A 24,942-nucleotide genomic window follows, 5' to 3' on the forward strand; every position below is an offset into this window, starting at 1 on the left:
CGATTGCCTAATCGGAAGCAAAATGACTTTTTAGAATCTGCTTTTATTTAATTGTCTCAAAAAATAGTTGCAGTTCCCTGAAGATACTCTCTTCTTTATTGTCTAAACGTGCAATCAAACGCAGAAACCTGCACACAACATTAAAATAAGAGGTACGACTCATAGTTCGAGTCACAGTTCTAATCTTTATTGTCTAAACGCGCAATCAAACGCAGAAGCCTGCACACAACATTAAAATAAGAGGTACGACTCATAGTTCGAGTCGTACCTCTTATTTTACCGTTGTGCTCCGGTTTCTATACGCGTTTGATTGCGCTCTTTTATTTATGAGAAAACCATTCCGCCATCTATCAGCAATGATTGACCAGTCATGTAATTTGAATCTGGTCCTGCTAAGTAAGCTACACATGCAGCTACATCTTCAGGTTCTGACAATCGACCCAAGGCGATGTCTTTAGCAAATTGATCCATTCCCCATTCGAATGGTTTGCCAGCATTATCAGCCACCTGTTGCGCAATGTCATTCATCATTGGCGTCTTAACGATTCCTGGACAATATGCATTGACTGTAATATTGAATTTAGCCAATTCTTTTGCGGTCGTTTGAGTCACACCACGAATGGCAAATTTAGTAGCTCCGTAGACTGTTAAGTTTGGATTACCAACTTGACCTGCTTGTGAAGATGCGTTAATGATCTTACCACCATGACCTAATTCTTTGAATTTGGCACTAGCAGCTTGAATACCCCAGATAACTCCACCAAGGTTGATCGCTAAAGTGTCGTTTAAGATATCTGGTGTCACTGTTTCAATTGGGGTTGTTGGCGCTACACCAGCATTATTCACAATCACATTGAAGTCGCCAAAATGTTTAGTTGCTTCTTCAACAGCTGCAAAAACTTCATCACGGTTAGCTACATCTGCACCAATAGCATATGCATCCCCACCATCAGCATTGATTTCGTTAGCAACACGTTCAACTTTTTCCTTTGTTCGACCAACTAAAGCAACCTTGAACCCATCATGGTTCAAACGCTTAGCAATTGCTTCACCAATTCCTTGACCAGCACCAGTAATTAACGCAACTTTCTTTTCTGACATGTATTTTCATCCTCACAAGTTATTTTTTTCACAATATCAATTATAATGATCTAGACCGGTTTGTCAATTCAATTGTTCATTAATTCCTAGTTCGGGTATAATTACTTCAAAAGACATCATTTAAATCAAAGGAGTTTTACTGTGCTGAAATCAATTGCATTACAATGGCGCGCTATTAATTTCCGCCAACTCATCATCGCATTAATTATTCAATCAATTATCTGGTGGTATGTCCCCGTTTCGTACGCGGGAAAAATCTCCACGGCCAGTTACGGTTACAACCTCGTGTTTTTATTTTTATTTTCTCTAACTGTTGCCGCGAGTGCTCAATTACTATTTAGTACAGAATTTAAGTATCGGTTTTCATTATTAACAATTATTGCCAGTTTTGTACTCGCTTTTTCCGGGGTTATTAATGGTAAATTTGTGATTTTACTGATGTTGCTATTGTTACCAGCATTTCTATTTGTATTACAAATTCAGCCATTTCAAATGCAAAATGAATTTGGTTGGCTAATCTATAGCCTATTGGCGACCCTAATAATCCCCACCACGATTTTCTTTTTTATTGCGCATTTTTTATCATGGAATTTCATTTGGGCTCTCATACCGTTGTGGCTAAGCTTCTTGTTCTTTCTGGCACCAACATTTATGCTCAAACGTGACTGGAGGTACCGCTTATTTTCACTAGTTAGCGGCGTGTTATTAATTACTTCAATCCTATTCAAATCACTCAGCATGGCCCATATTATTGCCATTATTTTAGTTGTGGCAGCTTGGTTAGTAATGCAAAACTGGCCTCACCTAGAAGATCAGTATTTACGATATAATTTTTGGCAACTGGTCGTGATCATTTTAATTTATTTATAGTTGCCAACACAGGAGAAATGCAATGACTAAGCAATCGACAAAGTTACAGTTAGCAACAGCCCTAAAGGACCTGATGCAAACAATGCCGTTAGAGCGAATTACAATTGATAAGTTAACCCAAACTGCAAACTTAACGCGCAATACTTTTTACTATCATTTTGATGATGTTTATGCACTGTTGGCCTGGATTTATCATCAAGAAATTGTGACGCAGTTGGCCGCCTACAAACAAGTTTCAAACTGGCAAGATGGTTACCGCTTATTATTGGACTACATCGCCACTAACCAACAATTTTGTCTACATACTTTCCATTCAGTGGGACGTGATTTGCTTGATAATTTTTTATACCAAGTTGCTAGTGACATGGTGCGTGGCGTGGTAATTGATATCAATCCACATATTTCAACGCAGTTACAAGCTTCAATTGTAAATTTTTACGGTTGGGCATTGGTCATCCAAGTCATTCAATGGCTGGTGCATTCATTGGATGACACAAAAGATACGATGGTAAAACGCATTGAGATTATGATGACTGGTACGATCGCTCATACAATCAAAAATGGACTTAAAATGGAATGATTCTTTGGGCAAAAGGGATCAATTGTCCATATTAGTTCCTTGTGTAAGCGATTACAATTAACTTGTAGAAAACTATAAGGAGGTTGTGACCATGTTTTTATTTCAAGATATTTCAGCAATTGATTGGTTAGTTTGGTTATTAGTTATCGGTGCACTAATTGGATTAAACGAGTTGGCTCGTGCCAACAAATGGATTGCCCTTATTTTATTCATTCTCCTGCCAATTTCATTGACCCTGTTTCTCTGGCCGACTACCGCTGGAGCTGGTAGTAGTACTGGCACATGGTTTCACTGGGTCAAGGTTTACTCTGCGTTAGCCGGTTGTTTGGGCTTCATGGCAATTCGCTTTGTCCCTAAATTACAACACAATAAATGGGCTCTTGCTTTTCCACCGCTAATTTTAGCAATCAATATTTTAGAAGCAGTTACCCGTGACTTTCAAGTTACCAGTTTGCATGGCATGGTTGATGGGGTCTTTATGAATGGTGGCCCGTGGAATGTCATGAACGGAATTGCCGGTATCATCAATATTATTACTATTTCTGGTTGGTTGGGCATTGTGATCGGCAAAGATCATAAAAAAGACATGCTATGGCCGGATCAGATCTGGCCATGGATTATCGCCTACGATTTATGGAATTTTGCTTACGTCTACAACTGTGTTGGTGATCATTCATTTTATGCTGGTGCAGCTTTACTAATCTCTTGTACCATCCCCGCATTCTTCATTAAACGTGGCGCCTGGCTACAACATCGTGCTCAAACACTAGCTTTCTGGATGATGTTCACAATGAGTTATCCAACATTCGTTACTAACTCATCGTTTGCAGTCCAGAGTTCTCATAGTAATGCTGCATTGATGACTGTCAGTGCAATTGCATTAGCGGCCAACGTGGCTGTCTTGATTTACCATCTATATCGAATCATCAAACTACGTCGTAATCCGCTTAAAGATGATGTTTATGCAGGTTTGAATGCCCACGACGAAGTTCTCAATGACTCGTCTCTACCCAAAATACCAAAACATGTTTCTTTTGATTCGTAAATTGATTTGGATAAATACTAATTTGTCTTTATTCAACATAACAAAGTTGTTAAATGCAAAGGCTATTCTAAGATATTTTTAAATATCTTAGAATGGCCTTTTGATATCCAAAACTTATTTTAAGATATTCAGATTCACATAAATTTAATCTATTCTCGCATTGACCACTCCCACTGCTAACAGATATGAATAAATCGTCACTGGACCCACAAATTTAAATCCATCTTTTTTCATCTGTTTTGAGACTTGGACAGATAATCTAGTTTGAGCTGGTAAATCCGCATCATTTTTAACAACTAAACGCTGCTGGCGTTGATCAACAAATTGCCAGATATAGTCATCAAACATTTGGCCCGCCACATGTAGTTTGATAATCGCGCGCGCATTATTTACCGTTGCATTTAATTTTAACCGATTCCGAATAATTTTCTCGTTGTTCAGCTGCGTTTCAATCTCCTCATCCGTCATTTGAGCAACTTGTTCAATATCATAATGATGAAATGCATCCCCAAATGCCGCCCTTTTATTCAAGACGGTTTGCCAACTCAAACCTGCTTGATAGGTTTCCAAGCACAGCATTTCAAATAATGCTCGTTCATCATGTAGTTCGATACCCCACTCATTATCATAATATTCTTGCATTAATGGATTGCTAGTGGCCCAATCTGGACGTTTAATTTCTGTCATTTTAATTATCCTCATTTTTTAAATATTCGGTTAATCTAGAGCCATTTAATCCAGCGCTTAAACCAACCTGCAATCTGATCATTGCCTTTTGACCAGTTAAATTATGGCTCAAAATAACTCCCAATTCCTGCAGTTGTTTGGCACCACCTTCATAGGCATAAATTGGCGCAACAGAACCATTGAAAGTGCGTGACACTAGCACTACAGGTACATTTTTAGCAATCAATCGCTTTATTGCTGGTATTAGTGTTGGTGGTAAATTACCTGCCCCAAAGCCTTCGATAACTATCCCGTTACTTCCTGCTTGTTCAACTAGGTTTAGTAAATCAGCATTCATCCCCGCAAAAGCCTTGAATAAGTACAATTTATCCGTTACATGATCAATTTGAACGGATGTTTGCTGCGGTACTTGCGCAAAAAATGTCACCTGCTCATCGGCGATGGCTCCTAGTGGTCCAGTAAGGGGTGCCTGAAACGTTGCCAAATTAGTCGTGTGAGTTTTGGTTACAAACCGGGCCGCAAAAATTTGATCGTTGAGCACGACCAACACGCCCTGATTAACTGACTTATCACTAGCAGCCACCATTGTCGCCGCCTTAATGTTAGCTGGCCCGTCAGCACTAGTTTGATCAGATGAACGCATTGCTCCTGTAACAACTACTGGGCAGTTAACCTGCAACGTTAAATCTAAAAAATAAGCCGTTTCTTCTAGTGTATCCGTTCCATGAGTTACAACTATGCCATCATAGTTGGCCGCAACTGCTTGAATTCGTTGGGCCAGTGTTAACATCGTCTCAGGTGTCATATGCGGTGATGGGAGGTTAAAAACTTCCTCTTGCATAATCGAAACTTGATCAGTTAACTGTGGAGTCTGCCGTACCAATGGATTAACTGCACTAGTTTCAATTGAGCCATGTTGATCTGTTTGCATTGAGATAGTGCCACCAGTATGTAAAATTAAAATTTTTTTCATTTCGCTCACTCCTAAATATTAAATACGAATTCTTTTCATGTTTTTCATTAAATATGCACATTCATAACCATATTGTTTAAAAAATAATAAGTTATATGTTAAATTAAGGTTATAGACTAGCTGCTCAGTTTTAAAACAAACGGAGGTTATCGTATGCAAACTAATACTGAATTATTAAATTTACTTCATGCCAATAACGGTCCATTCTTAACTCTGCTAATTAAGCGGCCTAGTGAACCTGCCAGTGTTAATCAGGCAAAATTAACCTTTAAAAACTTGCTTAAAATGGCGGCCACAATGATGAGTAAATCATTTCCAAACGCCAATTGGGAAAACTATCAATCACGATTCGCTGAATATCAGGACAACAATGATTTTTGGCTGAGTGGTACTGGTAAAACCATTGCTTTAATTGGAAATGAACATCAGGTCTTTACCTATCATTCTAATCGTGAATTTGATGATCATGTTTCCATTTCACACCGCCCCAATATTCTACCAATTATTAACGATGAACTCGAATTTAATTACTTGGTTCTCGCGTTAAATCATGATTCATTCATCCTTTATCGTGGTGATCAACATCATCTAATGCCTATCAATCTTCCGGCCGATGCACCAGACACACTAACTAAAGCTCTTGGTGAAGAAATCGATGGTAAATCAGTCAATGTGACCGCTCGTGGTCATGAACCATCATTTGGCGCATTCCACGGTCATAATGAAAAAAGTGCTGAGGTGCAAAAAGATAAAGTTAATTACTACCAGCAAGTAGCTGATTATGTCTTAACTAACTTTGCACAATACGACCAGCGAAAAGTTATCTTATTTGGTTTACCAGAAAACCAAACTATTTTCAAACAAGTCGCTAAATCCGGTTTAATCGATGACAAGTTGCACCTCGATCTGTCTCCAGCAAAAACAGATTTTTATGAAGTTGAAAAACAAGTTCTTGCTTTAATGCCCAAATGGTTTGAAGACATCGTTGCTAACTTAAAACAAGACTGCAACCAGGCTACCTCAAAACAACTGATGTTAGATGATCCGTATGATATCGTCGACCCAGTTATGAATCATCAAGTAGAACAGTTAATCATCAGAGCAGACTCCAGTGCTAGAGGATTATTGTTAGATGATGGTAACCTAATCACTAACACCCCCGAAGCTGATCAAAATAACTTACTAAATGACTTAGCAATCTTCACCATCCTGCGGGGTGGCAGAGTAATTACGCTACCAGCTGACCAGATGCCAACTCAATCAAGCGCAGCTGCAATACTACGGTACGCCAAAAACAGAGTATGAGCAACCACGGTTAGAAGTCAGAGCACAACGTGAAAATAACGGTTATGTATGGTGAATCTCAGCCATACATAACCGTTATTTTTATGCTGTGCGAAGACTTCTGTGGTTGCGAACACATTTAATCAGTAAAAATCGCAAACTAAATATGAGCATAAACATCCTTACTATCATTATTGTCGAAACGTGTTCATAAGACCAGATGTCTAGAGCTAAGGCCCTGATAACAATTAATAAACGCACAATTCGCATCTATCAATTGTTATCAGGGCCTTTAGCTTATATGAACATTCTATTTTGATTCGTTGCTATGCTCACTATTTATTTTTGCTCTCAGTGCCGCATTTTCTTCTGCTTGCTTTTTCATCTTCTTATGCATGATCCACCATACAATCAGTCCAATCACTGCTAGGACGAGGAAGCCTATCGTGATGTAGAGCCAAGTGTAATCTTTTTGAATAGAGACATCTTTTTTATTCAAAGTTTTGGCCTTGTCTGCTGAAATGGTGAAGTTCTTTGTAAAGTGCCAAGTGTGCCCCTTCGATTTAGCCACAATATCCATTGTGTAATCTCCGGCTTTCAATTTCTCGCCGTTCAAACGGAGTGGAAACTGGAAAACAGAATTGGGTGCCATTTGCATATTAGTTGATTTCTGCGAATAAACAACCTTATTACCGCCTTGTTTTTTCACTTTAGCATTCACTGATAACTTGTTAACGTAAGTCGGGGAAACATTACGTAACGTTGTATTAATCGTATTACGATAGTTTTCTTGGGTTGCTTTGACCGATCCCATTTTAAGTTGGGGGGTAACTTTTTGGGTCGATTGTTGCATCACAACACCAATCATATAAGCATATTGATTCTGAACTGAAGTACCTGATTTAGCCTTATTCTTTTTTGCGAGCGCATTTTGGTCTTGGAGCTGTAAACCACCTGCCATTACACCTTTAAACTGCTTGTTAGGCATCTTGAATTCTAATGTAATTTCTTTAGACTCATTGGCCTTCAAAACAACTTCTTTTTGAGTCGGTTTCACATAGTCACTAATTTTATATTTAAGTGTTTTGTCTGTTTTACCAGCCTTACTATATTCCACCACCCCATTTAAATTAGTTGTCGCGGTCGTTACTTTCGGTTTAATTTTAACTTCTTTCTTAGTACCGTTAGTAACGGTCACAGTTGCAGTTTCTGTTGCACCAGGTTTTAATTTCAGATCAAAGTAGTTAACTGATTTATCAACCTGACTATCTGGCAAGTGCGTCTGCACCCCAAATGTTAATTGATTGGCAGATACAGGAATGGATAAAAACAATCCTAACATCGCTACCAACATTGTCACTAACCAAAACTTGCGTCGCATGCTGATGCACCCCTTTTCTATTTTGAGTACGTGAGAGAAGATGTCTGACTATGAGCACAGCCTAGACAATTATATGATTTGAACTTTGAATCGTGTAATTATCGTAGCTAAGCGGAACAGTCAATCCCTTCGAACGTCATTAATCAATCTTAAACTCTAATCATTCCCAGGTGTCTCACTCAATGTCCAAGTAAGCTTACTTGAATAAGAGTCTGCTTCTGGGTGAGCAGATACTGGTACGTTTAATTTAACTGATGATGCGCCGGCTTCACCAAAGACATCTAACCAAGTTCCAAACCCACCACCTGCTGTAGCACTCATAACAGTGGAACTGCTACCATCAGTTGCTAGTGGAGTTGCACCAGTCTTTGATGACACAGTGTTGTTTCCATTTGTATCATTACCAGTAGTCGTCTTGACTGTTCCAGTACCTAAACTAAGTTGTGCACCGGTTAATTCGTCACCACCGGTAGTAGACAACTGACTTTCTTCCGCTACTGAAAGTGTCCAACCTTTTGGATCACCGGAACGTTGATCAGTAACTTGGACATAGTTGGCATTACCATTTTTATCATCGGCTGCAGTATAAGTTTCGTCCTTGGTTGGCACATCATGCGTACCAAAATCGAAGCTCGATGCATAGTCAATACTTAACGGACCGTTATTACCAGTTCCTGGGTTTTCACCTGGAGTATCTGGGTCTTCTGGATCAACTGGGTTAACCGGATTAGTATTGTTTTCCTTAAATGCTGCTGTGGCATTTGAAGTTGCTGTCGAATCAGCCATTACTGAAATAGTAGGTAATGCCGTGGAAAATAGTAGACTTCCTGATGCTAAGATGCTTAATAAAGTTGCTTTTTTCATGGTAATCACTCCTAATTTTAATTTGATTTTATTTTTCGTTTCAATGTGTATGTGGCAACAAACATGGCAATTAAACCATAGCCAATTAATGTTAACTTACGATCACTTTGTTCATCAGTTTGAGGTAAATAATGGTTAGTGGTTGCTGTTGTAGTTTGCGTTACATTGGATTGATTTGATCCAATCGTGATGGGTTTACTCTGACTACTTTGGTTACCTTGATTACTGCTCTCCGATCCTTGACCGACCTCACCAGGAATATTTGGTGGATTCACTTCAGTGGCTTTTGTAAATCCCACCTGTGCGTGTGAATCAATTGTGTCACCTCGAATCGGGGTCGTAACCATTAGCACACTACTCGCAGCTACTAATCCGAGCGCGAAGATTCTGTTTACTAACACGTTACACCACCTTTCTAAGAATTCGCCGGCGTTTCTTGTAGGTTCCATTGCACCACACCTTGGTAACTTTCGCCCGCTTGCGGTTGACCAACTGCCGGTTCAAATGCTAAGCCGTTGGTGCCATTCCAAGTATTGGAAATGTTGGTCGTTCCTTTCGCAGAGTTTTTTAAGTTATAGACTGGAACCGCTGCACTTCCTAACGTATAATCCGTTCCATTATTCAAATAATGTAAACTATCCGTTAGTGTTTGCTTGTTTGTTTTTCCAGTCATTTGTTGCCCCAGTGTCGCTGTCACTGCCCAACCGTTTTTATAAGGTAACGCTGTTCCAAATTCGCGGGTATCAATGACACTTAATGCATCCCCACTAGCAACGGTTCCCATTAAAGTTGGTTTTGCAGTAAAGTCAGGGTCGATCTGATCACCAAAATTAATTTCACTAGGTGCCGTCATTGATAAAGTTCCTTTAGCATAGACAAGTCGTAGGTTTACTGGAATAGAAGTTCCTACTTGACCAATTGGTTTATCTTGAAATACTAATCTAAAGTTATAAACTTTACCGTAGTTTGTGTCGTTAAATGCGGGAAAGGCTGACGCTGGGATCGTATACGAGTACTTATCCGCCTTACTACCACCAGAAGTGTTAAATGTTCCTAATGCTTTAACGTTAGCAGCACCCTCTGAAATTGAATACCCAACATATAATGTTTGTGCAGCTGGATCAATTACTGTTCCGGTCATTGTAAGTCCAACATTATTATTGTAGTAGTAAACATAAGTTAGTGCTCCGCCGGCGACAGTCTGATCACTGGTTACTCTGAAACCACCAGAACGAGCCGACCTAGCTAATGTTTGGTCGAGAGTAGTTTCTTGACCAGTAGTTTCCTTGGTGGAATCATCTGTTTGATTACTCGTTGATGACTCATTTTCACTACTTGTAAAACTTAACTCATTGCTGGTTAATGCAGTTGCATTTAAGCTTGCTTGTAACTGATATTCGCCTGCCTGTGTCGCCTTAACCGGTACATTAATTGAAAATTCAGTTTGATCAACCAGTTTTAATTCAAGTTTTGTACTTGTGACAGTCGCTTGAACTTTGCTGGCATCCAAACCTTGAAGTAGTTTATCCTGATCAACCGTTAAGCCGTTTGGAAGATCAATCGTTACTACTGAAGCAGCGGGCAAATTGTGTCCTTGTAAAGTAACATTGTGCGTTTCATCAACTGTTAATGTCTGTGTGTTACTTGATAAGATCAGTGTCGGATTAACTGTTTCTGCCGCACGGCTTATTAATGGTGAGAAACCACCAACCAGTAGAATTATTGCTCCGAATAATCCGATCAAGTAACGAATCTTACGCATATCATCACCTCCATAAGTTTTTGGATAATCATCCTTTCCGCACCATTATATTATCAGGCGATTGACTATTGTGGTTGTCAACCAGTTCCCATATTTATAGCATCTGTGACAGTGATTTTATAATGAAAGCGCATACCATCAACGTTTGTTGGCTAATAGTTCATTATTTCTTCAAATTTGGACCATAATTATTTCATTATTTAGTTGATTAAAATTCACTTAGAATCAATGGTTTTTAGTATCCAAGCATCATAAATTATTGTTGTTATATCGACGTTTTAGGGCTGCTTATCACCATATCAATACGATTGTAAATAAAGAAGTTGCGACGTCTTTATTGCAACTTTCTTTTGATTTTTTTTGTTGAATTTGATTTGATGGCGCGTACGGACTATTTATATCTAATATGCACTTTCTTTTTGTAGCTACTCTTCGTGATTTTTTGTGGACTAAACGTGTTCTCAACCACAGAAGTCTACGTGTAACATAAAAATAATGGTTATGCATGGTTGAGGTTCACCATGCATAACCATTATTTTTTCGTTACACTCCGACTTCTAGTCGTGGTTGATCACACTCTCTATCCGTTGTAGGTTCCACCATTAACATGGATAACCTGCCCAGTAATAAAACTGGAATCTGCGGATGCTAAGAATACATATGTCGGTGCTAGCTCGTAAGCTTTTCCAGCGCGACCCAGTGGTGTTTGGCCCCAATTTTTTAACCGTTCCTTTGGGAAACTTGCTGGAATCAATGGTGTCCAAACTGGACCCGGAGCCACTGCATTAACTCGGACCTTATGTTCTAAGATCTCTTCATTCTTAGATAACGAACGAGTCCAAGCAACAATGGCACCTTTAGTAGCTGCATAGTCCATCAACTCAGGATTACCTTTAAAAGCTGTCACTGAAGTAGTGTTAATAATAGTGCCACAACCGCGTAACTCTCCCATGGCTGCACGAGTTAGATAAACATTACCAAAGAAGTTGGTTTCAAAGGTTCGTTCTAATTGATCATCACTGATATCATTAACGCGCTTTTGTAAATGTTGCTCACCAGCATTATTGACTAAAATATCAATGTGCCCAAATGTATCAATAACAGAATCAACTACCTGCTGACAAAAAGCTGAATCACCAATGTCACCCTGCAAGATCATCGACTGCCTGCCAATTGCTTCAATCCGTTCGGCAACATATTCAGCATCTTCGCTTGATTCATAGTGCACGATTGCAACATCAGCACCTTCGCGAGCGTATAACAACGCTACAGCTGCTCCAATGCCACTATCTCCACCCGTGACAATTGCCACTTTATCTAATAATTTGTTACTGGCCTGATACGTAGGATGATCAATTTCTGGCATCGGATCAACATTAGAACTATTGTCGTTAATTAAATAATTCTCTTTTGGTTTCCGGTCTGTCACCAATAATCACATCCTTTCAATCAGCTTTTGCGTCGGCCTAATATCCAAGAAACTAATAAGACTAAAATTATGGCGCCAATCAACGCTGGAATGATGGCCATTCCAGCCAGTTGTGGTCCCCATGTTCCAAAAAGTGCCTGGCCCAGCCAAGCCCCAATCAGCCCGGCTAAAATATTTCCAACCCAACCAAACGGTACATCGCGACTAGTAATCGCACCTGCAACCAAACCAATAATCGCTCCAACGATCGCAACCCATAACCAATGTAACATTGCACTCATCCTTTCTATTATTGACCAACTTGTCGTCTAACTATTTTGTTGCTCTTTTTGTTTATCTGCTAATTCTTTTTTGGTTTTAATATCATTAATGTGTAATTCAAAATCAACCAGTGTGAGACCAGTCATTTCTTTAATCGATGACTTTACCCTTGTAAAGACCTGGTCGAATACTTTTTGTGCACTACGGCCATACTCGATTGTTGCATCCATATTAATTGCTACTTGCTGTTCACCAACATCAACTTCAATTCCCTTAGTTTTATCTTCACCAGAGGTAATTTTTTCAGTTAGTTCAGTGAACACATTACCGTCTAACGATACAATACCCTCGACTTCATCAGCAGTGATGCCCGCAATCTTTTTAATCACGTCATCCTCAAATGTTAACTTCTTATTTGGTTCTTGTGTCTGTGTTTGTGGTTGATCCATGAGTAATTCCTCCTCATTGAGTGACTTTAGTTACTATTTGGCGTAAAAATTGTTTAAAACTAAACTGACGATTTTCTAGCCAAGCTCCAATTGCTAAGCCAACGAGGGTTAACAAAACAATGAAAATCATTTGGAAGAAACCAAATGCGACCCAGGTTGTACTAATTATCAATCCCAGTAAGCTTAGATAAACTGTTGGTTTCATTTTATTCCACCACCTTAAATCACTGGTACTTTCTGTCCTTTAGCTGCTTGCTTCAACTGTAAATTAACCCGTTTGACTGGAACACCAAGGTAATTTTCTATATCGTTAACGATTTGTGTACGAATCTGATTACCTTGTTCGCTTAGGTTACTGGTGTTGAACGTAACCGCCTGTACCTTTAGCTCAATTTGTTTTTGCCGGTCAATCAGCTTCGGGCTAACAACAACTTCCGTCAAATTAAAATGTTGCGCCAGGCTTTGCTGAACTAGGCTAATTACGGCCGTTTTTGAAATCTTTAGTCGTCCTTTATCTTGCTGCAACCATAATAGTCGGCCCCAGCTGGGAACAACAATCGCGCTAATCAACATTATGAAACCGACCAGAAATACTAGTACCAACAATCCAGTGAGAATATAGTAGCTAATTTCATTGTCCATCAGTACTTGCAGACTGGTGGTTAGACTCCCAAAATTATACATCAACACCAGTTGAATCCCAGCTAGTACAATTAATAGTAATCCCATCAAACCCCAGATGAACTTTTTAAATCGCGACATATGTTCACCTCACTTTCTTGGTTATTCAAGTAACTTTAGTTAAGACACAATATCAACCATCAACCACCTACCTTTGCTTATTCTTATAATTAGCATAACAATTTTAAAATAGATGAGTAAAGTAAAACACTCCAGATTAGGTGTTAAATCTGGAGTGTTAACTAAATTATGATTATCTTAAAGGTCTGATTCGTATCAGTTGAAAAGCTTCTTTTTCATTGTTACGTTTAAATTGTAACTGCCCTAAATAGCAAAAGGAGGATTATATGGATTTTGACCAATTAACAACCAATCTTGCAGAGAAACGGCTAACTATCTCAGCTGCTGAAAGCTTAACTGCCGGTAATTTTCAAACTAATATCGCCGCTACAAAGCATGCTAGTCAGGTCTATCCCGGTGGTTTTATTACCTACTCAACCATTTCAAAAACAAAATTGCTAACAATTGATCCCGGTCTAATCAAACAATATGGCGTTGTTAGTGCCCAAACGGCTGAGGCTATGGCCATCAGCACGCAAAAATTATTAGATGTAGATGTTGCCTTAGGGTTTACTGGCGCTGCCGGTCCCACTGGTCTGGATGGCGAACCCGTTGGTCGGGTTTGGATTGGCATCACCTATGCAAATCAAATTTGGTCCGCTAATTTCAACTTTACTGGAACTCCCACTGAAATTATGGACCAATCATGCCAGGCCGGCATCGAACTGATAGCACAACACGTATTTTAAATGTTTTTATTGTCTAACGGTGGTAGTACCGAACTAATTCGAGTTTGTCGGTAAAAGCGATCCTTAATTAAATGATGAATATTTTGAAAATCACTCTCAGTCCCAAAACTGGTAATCTGATAACTCATCTTGGCATCATCATACGGCTTACTGCGATAATTAGTCACAATCAAATCATAGGAGTTACCAGGTTGATAACTAGAAATATTGACCTGAAGTTCACTTTTAAAGGGCGTCCTAATTAACTCGCTGATGAGATGGTCAACTTCAATATCAAACGTTGTGTCTAGGCCCACTGACAACTCGTGTTCTTCTTGATACCGAAATTCACGAATAATCAGATGCAACCGTAACACTAAAAATTCAGCATTTGCACGAACCAATTCATTAAGCTTAGGCCGCGAAGTTTTTTGCATTTGTTGAATAATTTGTTGAACGACAAACTGTGATTCACGCGAAAAAAAATGCTGCTGATAATAACTAGCATAGTTGTTATCCAGTTCATCCAGGTGCCCTTGAAAACAAAATAACTGCGCACATAAATCAAAGACTGACTTAGTTAACTCAAATGACCATTGATCTGGTTGGATTCCTAAAACATGAAAAATAGTGCGTTCAAATTCACGCACAACTTTTGCTAATGTCGTTTTATTAGCCCGATAAATGGCTGAAAAACGAGTAACCACATTTGTTGTACTATTAAAAACACTCATCCCAATCAACATGACACAAAGCGATTCAACTTCGAAGCTAGACTTTTTTCGACGTTGGACATTAAATACAGTACGATAACAACGCGCAACTGTTTCATATAGTTCGTTACCAGCGCCAGTAAACTGACAATTAAAATTAGGCTGTTTGTCGTCCAATTTACATTTTTACTACCAATTTGATTAACGACATACAAAATACCAATCAATCCAAATGATAAAATGACCGACAAGAAATCTAACGTTGCCGGATGCAATGGCATTACGTTTCTAATGAACCCACTACCTGCCAACAAAAAGACTGCAGTAATTATTACCATAAAGACCACAAATAGTCCCCGCCATGTAAAATAGTTCAGCACAATCCCTGAAACGATTGGTCCACAAGCTAGCGCAGAACCCATCACCAGTCCAGCGGCTCCCATCGTCGTTGCGCGCTGGTCTTTTTTTGTAATGGTAAGCAGGACCGTTTGAAATGACGGAAACAGTACCCCTACAGCAATGGCCTCCATAATTCGACCAACCATCATTAACCAAAACGTTGGTGATAACACAATAATTAACGTACCAATATCAAAAATTGCTAGTACGCTTAAAAACAGCGGCTTGAAACGCAAATTACTCAATAACCAAGGGCTGATTGGCATTGTGACACACATAATCAGCATAAAACCAGTCGTCAGCCATTGAATCGTTGACGCTGGTAAATTGAAATAACGCATCAATGTTGGATATGCTGTCGACAACGATGATTGACTAATAGACATCGTAAACGTACCCGCTAACAACGTAAAAATAAACCAAAATCGGCTATATTGTTTCCCCTGCTGATCAATACTCTTTGCCATATTATTCGCCTTCTATTTAGAATCATTATTAATTACATTGTAATCGATTCACTGCAGAATGCAAGGCAACTCACAATTGTGGTCACAAAGCTTGGAATATTTCTAAATTAGTGGTTTAATGAAGCAAAGTTTTAAATTAGGAGATGATAACTACTATGGCAAATGACGATTACCAGCATGCAATGGCTGAACTTCGGGATCAAAAAGTTCGTTTAACCCCTCAACGCAAGATAATTTTGCAATATCTCATTTCACACCACAACCACCCTAGTGCGGAGACCGTCTTTTCAGCACTGAAGGATTATGTCGATAACATTAGTGTTGCCACTGTCTACAACACGTTAAAGCTATTTGTAGATCATGGTTTGGTGATCGAACTGAAAAATGGCGATGGTAGTACTCATTTTGATTATTTTGGTCATCCCCACTACCACGTTGTTTGTGACAATTGCGGTAAAATTACCGACGTTTTTGATGATCAATTCGCAAAAATTAGTCAGTCATTAGAACAAACAACACGTGATAAGTCCGGCTATTTAGTGACTGGTAATCACGTAGAGATTCATGGTATTTGCCCTGAGTGTCAGCATAAATTGCATTTGATTTAGAATTATTATAAACTACCATTAATCATTTTTTTCTCAAACTAAGGCAGCGTTTTGTTTTTGCTATATTTATTTCGGGATAATGATTTTGGTTCTACTTTTTCAGAATGTTTTTACTGGGAAAGTGTTTTGGGCTTGTGCCCCGGCTTATTTTTTACGAGTCGTATTCACCGCGGTAAATGCCTAGGGCTAAACTAGCAATATTAACCGCCTCGGCTCAAACTTTATTTATTAGGAGGCCCCACCATGCCAGTTAATGTACGTGATGCACAAGATGTTTGGAAAGATGTTGGCGAGCATGTTCAATTTACTGTTTTGAAATTAAAACGTGAAAATCCAGTGGCTGATAGAGCGGCAATTCGAGAATTTGCTGATCGATCTCAGGCCATCATTCGATCACTTCGCATCAGAGATTCACATTTAGCAGCCGATTCAGGTCTGAAAGTTGCATTCGGTTTTAGCAATAATGCTTGGGACTACCTATTTCCAAATGCTCCCAAACCAAAGGAATTAGAAACTTACACTGGACTTACTGGTGGTCAGTACGAAATGCCAGCCACCCCAGGTGATATTTTCTTTCATATCCGTGCTAACAATGAAGCTGTCGTCTACGAGGCCCAAACTCAATTTCGCCGATTTTTAAGTGACATTACTGATGTTGTCGATGAGACAAAAGGTTTTCGTTACTTTGAAGGTCGCGCAATTATCGGATTTATTGACGGTACTGAAGCTCCTGCAGTTGAAGATGCTGCCGATTATGCAATTGTTGGAGACGAAGATCCGCAATTCATTAATGGATCTTACGCCTTCGCTCAAAAATGGCACCATAACATGGATTTTTGGGAACATCTTAAGACTGAGGAACAAGAAAAGGCAGTTGGCCGTGAAAAATTTACTGATCTAGAACTTGACGACGATGACAAGTACCACAATGCGCACAATGTTAGCTCTAAAATAGAAGTCGATGGTGAAGAACAAAAAATCATCCGGATGAATGTCCCTTACTCAGATCCTGCTTCTGGCAACACTGGTACCTACTTTATGGGTTACTCAAGACACTGGAAAGTTACTAAATTGATGCTACAGCAAATGCTTGATACATCAGATTTTTTATTAACATTTTCAAGTATTTTGTCAGGTCAGTTATTCTTCATTCCTTCTCGAAAGTTACTAGAACAAATTGCTGATGGTAGTTTTGAATAGGCCTTTACAAAAAATAGCGAAAATATTTTCACGTATTAATATCACGAAAGTCTGCGTGTAACGATTAAAAAATATGGTGATCTTCATAATTTGAAGGCCACCATATTTTTTGTTAACATTCGATTTTTACCCAAAACAATTAACGCGTCGCTGCAAATAAAAATCCCATCAGCCGATTTTTCATCAAACTAATGGGAGATTTCTATTTCTATTAATTAAATTTGCGATACACAAACAATTTATTTGTATATATCATTTTGTCTTAATGCTGGATTTTCTTCGCTGCATGATGTACAAAGCTACAAACCAAACAACCGATAATATCAATGCAATTAATGTTTCTCTCTTGAAACATAAAATAACGGCAACAGCAACTAAGAAGAATAAAATTAAATAATCGGCAACCGGATAAAATGGTGTTTTGAACGTAGATTCTTTACCCTTTTTTGTCTTCTTAAATTTCAAATGTGCCAAAATTATAATACCCCAGATAAACAAGAAACAAGTTGTTGCAACACTAGAAACCAGGGTAAAAACTTGGTTTGGAATTAAATAATTCAACAAAACAGATACAGCAATAATTATCGTTGAAGTAACTAAGGCATTAGCGGGTACATGGTGTTTTGACAGCTTACTAATTCGCTTAACGCGTGGATTTTTGGATCCCATTGTTAGTTCTGCCAGCATCCGACCAGTTGTGTATAGTGAACTGTTGCAAGCAGACGCGGCAGCTGTAATAACAACAAAGTTGATTACACTAGCTGCTGCTGCAATGCCAATGTCCTTAAAAACCATAACAAACGGACTTTGAGAAGGCTGTAAGTCAATCCAAGGATAAATACTCATAATAATAAATAGTGCGCCCACATAAAAAATGATAATTCGAATTGGAATATCATTAATTGCTTTGGGTAAAACTCTTTCAGGGTCTTGTGTTTCGGCAGCAGTCATTCCTACCATCTCAATTCCAATAAAACTGAAAACAACCATTTGAAATGATAATAAAAATCCTTTGATTCCAGTTGGAAAAAAGCCACCATGATTAACTAAATTCATCACAGATGCATGTCCATTAGGCGTCTTATAGTTCATAAACAACAAAACAATTCCGACTAAAATTAATCCAATAATCGCTACAATCTTAATCAGTGCAAACCAAAATTCAACTTCACCAAACGCTCCAACCGTAATCAAGTTAACACCTAGTAGAATGATTAAAATCACTAATCCAGGTAACCATTGGGGTACCGATGGAAGCCATAGTCGAACATAAATGCCAATTGCGGTCATTTCGGCCATCGCAATCGTAACCCAACAGATCCAATACGTCCAACCAGTAACAAATCCAATTGTATCGCCTAAATATTCTCTAATTGCTTCAATAAATGATCGATACTCCAAGTTTGAAAGCAGCATTTCTCCCAAGGCACGCATTAGTAAAAAGCATGCTAATCCAGTAACAATATAAGCCACTAAAATTGATGGTCCTGCTAAATGAATTGATTGCCCAGCCCCTAGGAATAGGCCGGTCCCGATCGTACCACCGATCGCAATTAATTGTACGTGCCGGTTTTTCAAATTTCGCGCTAGTTCCGTGGTCTCTTGTTCAGCCATTTGATCACTTCTCTCATTTTTTTCTAACATTTTTGCGAAAGCAAAACATTGATCAACCAGTGCATAGTAAAAATTATATCGCAAAACTGGGTAATAGTGCCAATTTTATTTCATTAGATTCTCACTTTCGAGTTACTTAATAGTTGTTATATCAGCAGTTACCCCTTTTTTCATTTTATTTACATTTCTCAACTTAAATTTAAAATAATAGAAATTTTCACCAGTTTCACGTATGATGGTTAGTAGCAATTTAAGGAGTAATAAACCAATATGAAAGTTTGGGTTCCGTTTATCATTATTTCCATTATCTTGGTTATATTTTTAATTAAGATAATTCAGCGCAAGCAAGATACGCTTTGGCAAAAAGTTACCTTATTGACGGCGTGGATTTATCTATACTTTATTTGTCGTATTTGTTTTGCGCCTGCCCCATTTTCTTTTTCACCAACCCATGAAATTCATTACTTTTTGATTCATGGAATCATTTTAAATTTAGTTCCGTTTCAAGCTATGGATACTGCCTTTTGGCTCAACGTGGTAATGACTATTCCCGCCGGAATTTACTATGCGTTAATTTGGCATCCTCAGACCATGAAATCAATTTTTCTGTTCGGATTATTCACTGGCTTAACTTTAGAAACAACTCAATTCATCATTAACTGGTTTGTCCAACTCGGCCGTTGGGTTGAAATTGACGATTTAATCACTAACGCTGTTGGTGTTTGGATCGGAATTATAATTATTTGGTTATTCAACAAGACGCCAGTCAAACAATTGATTGAAAAATTAAAAGTGACTTTCTGATTGATGAAATGTTTGTTACACTGTCAGTACCGAGGTGAATAATACATGATTACAAATGAACAACGTGCACATGAAATCGCACTAGCATTGACTAGTGCTAACGCTAAAGATGCTAAGCCTGTTGAAGCTTATCATACCTACATTAATTATTTACTCCCAATTTTACGAGAAATCGATGCTGATTTTCCAAATGGGATTAAAGAACACTTAGACCCTATTGAAGAAAAGTAGTTTATTTAATTATTATTAAATACGTTCACAACCGCAGAAGCCTGCACATAACAATAAAAAAATAGTAGCTTCAGGCCTTCAAAGTTCGAAGGACTTCCGCGATTTTAATTGATAAAGCGTGTTCACAACCGCAGAAACCTGCACACAACAATAAAAAAAATAGTAGATTCAGTCCTTCAAAGTTCGAAGGACTTCCGCGATTTTAATTGATAAAACGCGTTCACAACCGCAGAAACCTGCACACAACAATAAAAAAAATAGTAGATTCAGTCCTTCAAAGTTCGAAGGACTGAATCTACTATTTTTTTTACCGTTGTGCTCCGGTTTCTTAACGCGGTTGTTCACGCTCTATTCAATTTCAATATGACTATCATTGTCCAATGGCTTATCTAACTTTGGTAATACCAAACTCAATACTCCATCTTCATACTTAGCTGAAATCTTTTCCTTATCAACATCTGGTAAACGATATTGACGACTTACCTGACCATATTGACGTTCACTATGAATTAAATTACCCTTATCATCACTTTCGTCACTGAAGCTGGAACGATGACCAGTCACAGCTAACATATCATTAGCATAGTTTAGATGAATGTCTTTTTTATCGAACCCTGGTAAATCAATCTTAACTTGATAGTCTTTATCGGATTCTTTTACATCCGTCTTCATGGAACCATTTTGTGGTGTCATTGAAGAGAAAGCCTTACCTAGGTTTGAGAAAATACCATCATTGAACCAATCATTCCAGTCACCAAATAGATCGTTACGCCGATTTTGTAATTCATTTGCCATATCTAAAACTTCCTTTCTTATTTCCTTGTTCAATTATTATGATAGTCAGTTTGGGTAATAAATTCAAATATTTAGCACTCTAACTCAAAGACTGCTAAAAAGTTATTTGTAACGCATGTTATAATACAAAGTAAGTAAATGAAAATTTATGTTTGCATAATACAGAAAGCAGTGTTTATTTGACTACCATTACAATTCAAAATCTTTATCAAATCATGTTTGACCAAATGGGACCCCAAGGTTGGTGGCCCGGAGAATCTAAATTTGAGATCGCAATTGGTGCAGTACTCGTTCAAAATACTAATTGGAAGAACGTCGAATACTCACTGGATAATTTACGTCGAACAACCCAATTACAACCTGAAAAAATTCACGCTCTTACTATCGAAGAAATACAGACCTTAATTCGACCAAGTGGTTTTTTCAAAAACAAATCTCGTTGTATTACTGCTCTATTTGAGTGGTTAGCTCAAGCCCACTTCGACTGGAAAATATTATCATTGCAATCAACTGCTAAATTACGAGCACAACTTTTAAAATTACCTGGCATTGGTCCAGAAACTGCTGATTCAATTTTGTTATATTGCTTGGATAAACCAGTATTTATTGCAGACAGTTACACACGACGAATTTTTAATCATTTAGGTTCAGCTCAGTTTTCTAACTATGCTGAATTAAAAACGATCGCTGAACAAGAACTAAATTTAACTTTGTCTGAGTTTCAAGAATTTCACGGACTATTAGACGACTTTGGTAAGACAAATTTAAAAAATTGGTCTAGTAGTTTCCTAGCACCATATCAATTGGTTCTTCCAAAATATTAAATGGTATAATAGAAACAAATATTTAAGGAGTGTGAATGATTTGTCTGAAAATTTACTTGCTGTTTCACCAATTAATGATGATCAAGTCCACTTATTGACCGATTTAAATGTTAATGTTTTTAAACCAGAAGATTTAGATGTCAAAATAGCCGCAGCCGATATCACAATATTGTATGGCTGGAAACCTGATATTGGTAATAAGTTGTTAAATACAAGTAATTCAAAATTAAAATGGATTCATGCTATTTCAGCTGGTGTTGATTATTTGCCACTAGCAACTATTGCTAAATTGAGAATTAATTTGACCAATGCGAGTGGAATTCATGCTACTTCAATCAGTCAGTCTGTATTAGCCTATGTGCTCCACTTTGTCCGTGGTTTAGACATTGCTCGTAAAAACCAAGAAAAACATTATTGGGAAACCAACGCTGAGACTCAAGCAGCAACTATCAGTGATTATCACTATGTTGTCTTTGGTACAGGTCATATCGGGCAACAAATTGGCCGATTATTACAAGCTTTTGGCGGTCATACCCTTGGCGTTAACACTTCTGGTCATCCCGTCAAATACTTTGATGAAACCATTGCACTAGATCAACTAGACACTAGCGTTTGGCAATCAGATGTCATTATTAATGTATTGCCATTAACAGATGAAACTCATCACTTTTATGATGCCAACTTCTTCAATCACTTCCAAAATTTATTTTTGTTTGTTAACGTTGGCCGTGGTCCTTCCGTTGATTCAGATGCGCTAATTACTGCGTTAAAAAACGGTCATGTAAGTCATGCAGCGTTGGATGTTTTTGAAACCGAACCATTGCCATCAAATAGTCCGTTTTGGTCTATCGACAACGTACTGATGACACCACATAATACTGGTGTCATTCGTCATTTCAAGAAAACACAACTCGAATTGTTTTTACCCAATCTCCACCAGTTTTTACAAGATGGAACCTTCAAGTATAATCAAGTCGATTTAACTAAGGGCTATTAAGACAAAAAGGAGCTCCTGTGAATGCATAACGAAGCGTTAGAACCAAAAATAACACTAAATAATGACGTTAAGATTCCTGTTTTAGGCCTCGGGGTTTGGAAAGCAAGTAACGAAGAAGCTGCCACCGCAGTTGGAATGGCAATTTCACACGGATACGTCTTAATTGATACTGCCAAACAGTATGGCAACGAAGCCGGTGTTGGCTTCGGCATCAAAAGTGGTCTCACAATTGCCGGGAAAAACCGTGATGACTTATTTATTACCACTAAAGTTTATAGTGGCGATCAAGGTTATCAAGCCAGTATTGATGCAATTGATGGTCAGCTAGAACGACTGCAAACCGACCATGTTGATTTACTCCTAATGCACTGGCCTGTCAACAACTTGTATAACGAAACTTGGCGTGGAATGGAGGAAATATACCGTTCTGGCAAAGCACGTGCAATTGGTGTTTGTAACTTTGATGTGGAACGTTTAACTGACTTATTGGAGCACGCAACTATCAAACCAGCAATCAACCAAATTGAATTTAATCCGCTCATTCATCAACAAGCTGTGGTTGATCTCTGCCACGAACAAGGTATCCAAATTGAAGCCTGGTCGCCACTAGGCAATGGAAAATTACTAAAATTACCTCTTTTCAATGAAATAGCAGCGGTTCATAAAAAAACGGCTGCGCAAGTGATTCTGCGATGGGCAGTTCAGTCTAATGTCATCGTAATTCCAAAATCTGTCCATGAAGAGCGAATTGCAGAAAATGCAGACATATTTGACTTCAGCCTAACTGCGGATGAAATGAACCAAATTAATCAATTAAATGAAGAACACCATTCACGTTGGTATAATGATTATCAATGGTATGGCAATCCGGATGGAGATCCGAATAGGATTATGAAGGCATAGGGAGTGTGACACGAGGCGGTTAGATTCTGAGCATTAGCGGAAATTAGGTGATGAGCCCAGGGTTTGGGAGCATTACCTAATTTTGGCTAAGCGCAAGGATCTGCCTCATGGAACACGTTCCAGCCATCAAAAAAGACTAGTTCAAAAGCCACCTTGCTTTGAACTAGTCTTTTATTTGCTTTAAAACAACTTAATCAATTGTTTGTCTAGCCTTATTATCTTGCGGCGTTAATTCAGTTTGTGGTTCCACCACTACTGATTCGGTTTTCTTGGCCATTAATCGTTTGTAATACCACATTGTCACCATTGGCGTTAATACGGCTGAAACTAACACACAAGTGGCTACAATCGCTGTGGCGGAATTAGCCATCGGTGCAAACGCTGGATTTACTTCTGCAATTGCTAGTGGTACTGCTACAGCAGCACCCGCAGTTGATGAAGCTGCCCACCCTGCTAAGCCATCGGAACGAACAATGTATCGATCTGATAAATACAGTACATAGCCAGAAATAAATACCACACCTAATCCCATCAAGATCCCAACAAGTCCTGATTTCATGATCATTTGTAGATCGAGACTGAACCCAATCGTGAAAGCAAAGAAAGGAACTAGTGCTCCTTGTAAGGGTGAAAACATTTTCTTTAGATCTGGGTCTAAGTTCCCTAGTAACATCCCAATTCCAAATGGAATTAAAGTAGATACCAGTGCCTGCCATGGAAATTGGCCAATCCCGGCAACACCCAATGTAATCATGGTGAAAAATGGACCAGATTGAGCACTAAAAAATGGATATGAAGCTACATCAACTTCACGATCTGGAATCGTTGACATCAAAGCCACAAACAATCCTCCATTAGCAGCGTTGAATGATGCAATCACCGCCAAAACGGAAAAACCAGCAAACACCCCAGTAGTAATCCCTGCTCGTGGTAAGAACATATTGACGATTACTCCTAACAAAGCCGCAAACAAAACTTTAACCAATAACAACGACATCCCCTTCGCTGCAATTTTACCTGATGATTTAAGATTAATGTTGGTTCCAACACAAAAGAAAAAGACAAATAAAATTGCAGAAGTTCCCGTCATATATGAACCTGTGAAACCAACAAACGTTTTGTCAGCAGTCGGAAAAAAAGTGTGGACAATTGCTCCAATTAATAGTGGCACTACCATCATTCCACCTGGTACTTTTTCAATTCTTTGTTTGATTTTCATGTTAGTTTTCCTC

28 protein-coding genes and 1 pseudogene are annotated in these 24,942 nt (G+C 38.5%); 12 read left to right on the plus strand and 17 right to left on the minus strand.

The features are described from left to right. Window positions 1-324: 324 nt before the first annotated feature. Window positions 325-1,101, minus strand: a complete 777-nt coding sequence (locus FFM51_RS05385; RefSeq protein WP_137597620.1) for a (S)-acetoin forming diacetyl reductase — start codon at window positions 1,099-1,101, stop codon at window positions 325-327. A gap of 141 nt (window positions 1,102-1,242) precedes the next feature. On the opposite strand from FFM51_RS05385, the gene FFM51_RS05390 reads away from it, so the two are divergent. The 3 genes from FFM51_RS05390 (at window position 1,243) to FFM51_RS05400 (ending at window position 3,596) form a co-directional block, all read left to right on the plus strand. Further along, complete coding sequence (locus FFM51_RS05390) at window positions 1,243-1,971, plus strand: hypothetical protein (RefSeq protein ID WP_137597621.1); 729 nt, start codon at window positions 1,243-1,245, stop codon at window positions 1,969-1,971. A 22-nt stretch (window positions 1,972-1,993) separates the two neighbouring features. Further along, a complete protein-coding gene (locus tag FFM51_RS05395; RefSeq protein WP_137597622.1) occupies window positions 1,994-2,551 on the plus strand; it encodes a TetR/AcrR family transcriptional regulator in 558 nt (185 codons plus the stop codon). A gap of 91 nt (window positions 2,552-2,642) precedes the next feature. After that, window positions 2,643-3,596 carry a DUF5692 family protein gene (locus FFM51_RS05400; RefSeq protein ID WP_137597623.1) on the plus strand — a complete coding sequence of 318 codons (954 nt, stop codon included), beginning with the start codon at window positions 2,643-2,645 and terminating at the stop codon, window positions 3,594-3,596. 144 nt (window positions 3,597-3,740) lie between these two features. On the opposite strand, the gene FFM51_RS05405 is transcribed toward FFM51_RS05400, so the two are convergent. Beyond that, window positions 3,741-4,274, minus strand: a complete 534-nt coding sequence (locus FFM51_RS05405) for a DNA-3-methyladenine glycosylase I (RefSeq protein WP_414691954.1) — start codon at window positions 4,272-4,274, stop codon at window positions 3,741-3,743. Window positions 4,275-4,284: 10 nt separating this feature from the next. Then, complete coding sequence (locus FFM51_RS05410) at window positions 4,285-5,256, minus strand: asparaginase (protein ID WP_137597625.1); 972 nt, start codon at window positions 5,254-5,256, stop codon at window positions 4,285-4,287. A 153-nt stretch (window positions 5,257-5,409) separates the two neighbouring features. Here FFM51_RS05410 and FFM51_RS05415 point away from each other — a divergent pair, with 153 nt between their 5' ends. Continuing rightward, window positions 5,410-6,561, plus strand: a complete 1,152-nt coding sequence (locus FFM51_RS05415; protein ID WP_137597626.1) for a baeRF6 domain-containing protein — start codon at window positions 5,410-5,412, stop codon at window positions 6,559-6,561. Window positions 6,562-6,850: 289 nt separating this feature from the next. Here FFM51_RS05415 and FFM51_RS05420 read toward each other — a convergent pair whose 3' ends face one another. From FFM51_RS05420 to amaP, 9 genes are all read right to left on the minus strand, one after another. Next, complete coding sequence (locus FFM51_RS05420) at window positions 6,851-7,921, minus strand: WxLIP family cell surface protein (RefSeq protein ID WP_137597627.1); 1,071 nt, start codon at window positions 7,919-7,921, stop codon at window positions 6,851-6,853. A gap of 156 nt (window positions 7,922-8,077) precedes the next feature. After that, window positions 8,078-8,785, minus strand: coding sequence for a WxL domain-containing protein (locus tag FFM51_RS05425; protein WP_137597628.1), 708 nt, complete (start codon window positions 8,783-8,785; stop codon window positions 8,078-8,080). Between the two features lie 17 nt (window positions 8,786-8,802). Continuing rightward, the gene (locus FFM51_RS05430; RefSeq protein ID WP_170999576.1) at window positions 8,803-9,186 is read right to left on the minus strand and encodes an LPXTG cell wall anchor domain-containing protein; all 384 of its coding nucleotides are present in this window, start codon (window positions 9,184-9,186) and stop codon (window positions 8,803-8,805) included. Window positions 9,187-9,200: 14 nt separating this feature from the next. Then, a complete protein-coding gene (locus FFM51_RS05435; RefSeq protein WP_137597630.1) occupies window positions 9,201-10,547 on the minus strand; it encodes a hypothetical protein in 1,347 nt (448 codons plus the stop codon). 580 nt (window positions 10,548-11,127) lie between these two features. Beyond that, window positions 11,128-11,976, minus strand: coding sequence for an SDR family oxidoreductase (locus tag FFM51_RS05440; protein WP_223875899.1), 849 nt, complete (start codon window positions 11,974-11,976; stop codon window positions 11,128-11,130). A 20-nt stretch (window positions 11,977-11,996) separates the two neighbouring features. Continuing rightward, window positions 11,997-12,248: a GlsB/YeaQ/YmgE family stress response membrane protein gene (locus FFM51_RS05445; protein WP_137597631.1), complete on the minus strand. Its 252-nt coding sequence runs from the start codon at window positions 12,246-12,248 to the stop codon at window positions 11,997-11,999. Window positions 12,249-12,284: 36 nt separating this feature from the next. After that, window positions 12,285-12,686 carry an Asp23/Gls24 family envelope stress response protein gene (locus FFM51_RS05450; RefSeq protein ID WP_137597632.1) on the minus strand — a complete coding sequence of 134 codons (402 nt, stop codon included), beginning with the start codon at window positions 12,684-12,686 and terminating at the stop codon, window positions 12,285-12,287. A 13-nt stretch (window positions 12,687-12,699) separates the two neighbouring features. Next, entirely contained in the window at window positions 12,700-12,891 is a 192-nt protein-coding gene (locus FFM51_RS05455; protein WP_137597633.1) for a DUF2273 domain-containing protein, read from the minus strand. A 14-nt stretch (window positions 12,892-12,905) separates the two neighbouring features. After that, window positions 12,906-13,448: an alkaline shock response membrane anchor protein AmaP gene (amaP, locus tag FFM51_RS05460; protein ID WP_137597634.1), complete on the minus strand. Its 543-nt coding sequence runs from the start codon at window positions 13,446-13,448 to the stop codon at window positions 12,906-12,908. 266 nt (window positions 13,449-13,714) lie between these two features. Between amaP and FFM51_RS05465 the strand changes: the two genes are divergently transcribed. After that, window positions 13,715-14,176: a CinA family protein gene (locus tag FFM51_RS05465; protein ID WP_137597635.1), complete on the plus strand. Its 462-nt coding sequence runs from the start codon at window positions 13,715-13,717 to the stop codon at window positions 14,174-14,176. Here FFM51_RS05465 and FFM51_RS05470 read toward each other — a convergent pair. Both FFM51_RS05470 and FFM51_RS05475 read right to left on the minus strand, forming a co-directional pair. Then, a complete protein-coding gene (locus tag FFM51_RS05470; protein WP_137597636.1) occupies window positions 14,173-14,889 on the minus strand; it encodes a hypothetical protein in 717 nt (238 codons plus the stop codon). The two genes, FFM51_RS05465 and FFM51_RS05470, sit on opposite strands and share 4 nt — an antisense overlap. An 80-nt stretch (window positions 14,890-14,969) precedes the next feature. After that, a pseudogene (locus tag FFM51_RS05475) lies at window positions 14,970-15,734 on the minus strand (MFS transporter); the annotation flags it as partial. A gap of 155 nt (window positions 15,735-15,889) precedes the next feature. Here FFM51_RS05475 and FFM51_RS05480 point away from each other — a divergent pair. Both FFM51_RS05480 and FFM51_RS05485 read left to right on the plus strand, forming a co-directional pair. Beyond that, entirely contained in the window at window positions 15,890-16,342 is a 453-nt protein-coding gene (locus FFM51_RS05480) for a Fur family transcriptional regulator (RefSeq protein WP_137597638.1), read from the plus strand. 243 nt (window positions 16,343-16,585) lie between these two features. After that, window positions 16,586-17,542 carry a Dyp-type peroxidase gene (locus FFM51_RS05485; protein WP_137597639.1) on the plus strand — a complete coding sequence of 319 codons (957 nt, stop codon included), beginning with the start codon at window positions 16,586-16,588 and terminating at the stop codon, window positions 17,540-17,542. A gap of 252 nt (window positions 17,543-17,794) precedes the next feature. On the opposite strand, the gene FFM51_RS05490 is transcribed toward FFM51_RS05485, so the two are convergent. Then, on the minus strand, window positions 17,795-19,156 hold the full coding sequence (locus FFM51_RS05490; protein ID WP_137597640.1) for an amino acid permease: 1,362 nt from the start codon (window positions 19,154-19,156) through the stop codon (window positions 17,795-17,797). A 270-nt stretch (window positions 19,157-19,426) separates the two neighbouring features. Between FFM51_RS05490 and FFM51_RS05495 the strand changes: the two genes are divergently transcribed. Further along, entirely contained in the window at window positions 19,427-19,960 is a 534-nt protein-coding gene (locus tag FFM51_RS05495; protein ID WP_137597641.1) for a VanZ family protein, read from the plus strand. A gap of 45 nt (window positions 19,961-20,005) precedes the next feature. After that, a complete protein-coding gene (locus tag FFM51_RS05500) occupies window positions 20,006-20,191 on the plus strand; it encodes a hypothetical protein (protein ID WP_137597642.1) in 186 nt (61 codons plus the stop codon). A 348-nt stretch (window positions 20,192-20,539) separates the two neighbouring features. Here FFM51_RS05500 and FFM51_RS05505 read toward each other — a convergent pair whose 3' ends face one another. Then, window positions 20,540-20,986 carry an Hsp20/alpha crystallin family protein gene (locus tag FFM51_RS05505; protein ID WP_137597643.1) on the minus strand — a complete coding sequence of 149 codons (447 nt, stop codon included), beginning with the start codon at window positions 20,984-20,986 and terminating at the stop codon, window positions 20,540-20,542. Between the two features lie 152 nt (window positions 20,987-21,138). Between FFM51_RS05505 and FFM51_RS05510 the strand changes: the two genes are divergently transcribed. From FFM51_RS05510 to FFM51_RS05520, 3 genes are read left to right on the plus strand one after another with little or no spacing between them, the layout of a single operon-like run. Continuing rightward, entirely contained in the window at window positions 21,139-21,810 is a 672-nt protein-coding gene (locus FFM51_RS05510) for an endonuclease III domain-containing protein (RefSeq protein WP_223875900.1), read from the plus strand. 40 nt (window positions 21,811-21,850) lie between these two features. Then, window positions 21,851-22,807: a phosphoglycerate dehydrogenase gene (locus tag FFM51_RS05515; RefSeq protein WP_170999577.1), complete on the plus strand. Its 957-nt coding sequence runs from the start codon at window positions 21,851-21,853 to the stop codon at window positions 22,805-22,807. Between the two features lie 21 nt (window positions 22,808-22,828). Further along, complete coding sequence (locus tag FFM51_RS05520; RefSeq protein WP_137597645.1) at window positions 22,829-23,710, plus strand: aldo/keto reductase; 882 nt, start codon at window positions 22,829-22,831, stop codon at window positions 23,708-23,710. Window positions 23,711-23,900: 190 nt separating this feature from the next. On the opposite strand, the gene FFM51_RS05525 is transcribed toward FFM51_RS05520, so the two are convergent. Further along, window positions 23,901-24,929 (minus strand): 2-keto-3-deoxygluconate permease, encoded by a 1,029-nt coding sequence (locus FFM51_RS05525; RefSeq protein ID WP_137597646.1) that lies wholly within the window; start codon window positions 24,927-24,929, stop codon window positions 23,901-23,903. Window positions 24,930-24,942 lie beyond the last annotated feature (13 nt).

Source organism: Paucilactobacillus kaifaensis (assembly GCF_005405145.1).
GTDB lineage: Bacteria > Bacillota > Bacilli > Lactobacillales > Lactobacillaceae > Paucilactobacillus > Paucilactobacillus kaifaensis.

Excerpts from the sequence above, each read along its gene's own strand:
- FFM51_RS05385 (WP_137597620.1), bottom strand. The coding sequence starts at position 1,101 with ATGTCAGAAAAGAAAGTTGCGTTAATTACTGGTGCTGGTCAAGGAATT.
- FFM51_RS05395 (WP_137597622.1), top strand. The coding sequence starts at position 1,994 with ATGACTAAGCAATCGACAAAGTTACAGTTAGCAACAGCCCTAAAGGAC.
- FFM51_RS05400 (WP_137597623.1), top strand. The coding sequence starts at position 2,643 with ATGTTTTTATTTCAAGATATTTCAGCAATTGATTGGTTAGTTTGGTTA.
- FFM51_RS05410 (WP_137597625.1), bottom strand. The coding sequence starts at position 5,256 with ATGAAAAAAATTTTAATTTTACATACTGGTGGCACTATCTCAATGCAA.
- FFM51_RS05415 (WP_137597626.1), top strand. The coding sequence starts at position 5,410 with ATGCAAACTAATACTGAATTATTAAATTTACTTCATGCCAATAACGGT.
- FFM51_RS05420 (WP_137597627.1), bottom strand. The coding sequence starts at position 7,921 with ATGCGACGCAAGTTTTGGTTAGTGACAATGTTGGTAGCGATGTTAGGA.
- FFM51_RS05425 (WP_137597628.1), bottom strand. The coding sequence starts at position 8,785 with ATGAAAAAAGCAACTTTATTAAGCATCTTAGCATCAGGAAGTCTACTA.
- FFM51_RS05435 (WP_137597630.1), bottom strand. The coding sequence starts at position 10,547 with ATGCGTAAGATTCGTTACTTGATCGGATTATTCGGAGCAATAATTCTA.
- FFM51_RS05445 (WP_137597631.1), bottom strand. The coding sequence starts at position 12,248 with ATGTTACATTGGTTATGGGTTGCGATCGTTGGAGCGATTATTGGTTTG.
- FFM51_RS05450 (WP_137597632.1), bottom strand. The coding sequence starts at position 12,686 with ATGGATCAACCACAAACACAGACACAAGAACCAAATAAGAAGTTAACA.
- FFM51_RS05455 (WP_137597633.1), bottom strand. The coding sequence starts at position 12,891 with ATGAAACCAACAGTTTATCTAAGCTTACTGGGATTGATAATTAGTACA.
- amaP (WP_137597634.1), bottom strand. The coding sequence starts at position 13,448 with ATGTCGCGATTTAAAAAGTTCATCTGGGGTTTGATGGGATTACTATTA.
- FFM51_RS05465 (WP_137597635.1), top strand. The coding sequence starts at position 13,715 with ATGGATTTTGACCAATTAACAACCAATCTTGCAGAGAAACGGCTAACT.
- FFM51_RS05470 (WP_137597636.1), bottom strand. The coding sequence starts at position 14,889 with ATGAGTGTTTTTAATAGTACAACAAATGTGGTTACTCGTTTTTCAGCC.
- FFM51_RS05480 (WP_137597638.1), top strand. The coding sequence starts at position 15,890 with ATGGCAAATGACGATTACCAGCATGCAATGGCTGAACTTCGGGATCAA.
- FFM51_RS05485 (WP_137597639.1), top strand. The coding sequence starts at position 16,586 with ATGCCAGTTAATGTACGTGATGCACAAGATGTTTGGAAAGATGTTGGC.
- FFM51_RS05490 (WP_137597640.1), bottom strand. The coding sequence starts at position 19,156 with ATGGCTGAACAAGAGACCACGGAACTAGCGCGAAATTTGAAAAACCGG.
- FFM51_RS05495 (WP_137597641.1), top strand. The coding sequence starts at position 19,427 with ATGAAAGTTTGGGTTCCGTTTATCATTATTTCCATTATCTTGGTTATA.
- FFM51_RS05500 (WP_137597642.1), top strand. The coding sequence starts at position 20,006 with ATGATTACAAATGAACAACGTGCACATGAAATCGCACTAGCATTGACT.
- FFM51_RS05505 (WP_137597643.1), bottom strand. The coding sequence starts at position 20,986 with ATGGCAAATGAATTACAAAATCGGCGTAACGATCTATTTGGTGACTGG.
- FFM51_RS05520 (WP_137597645.1), top strand. The coding sequence starts at position 22,829 with ATGCATAACGAAGCGTTAGAACCAAAAATAACACTAAATAATGACGTT.
- FFM51_RS05525 (WP_137597646.1), bottom strand. The coding sequence starts at position 24,929 with ATGAAAATCAAACAAAGAATTGAAAAAGTACCAGGTGGAATGATGGTA.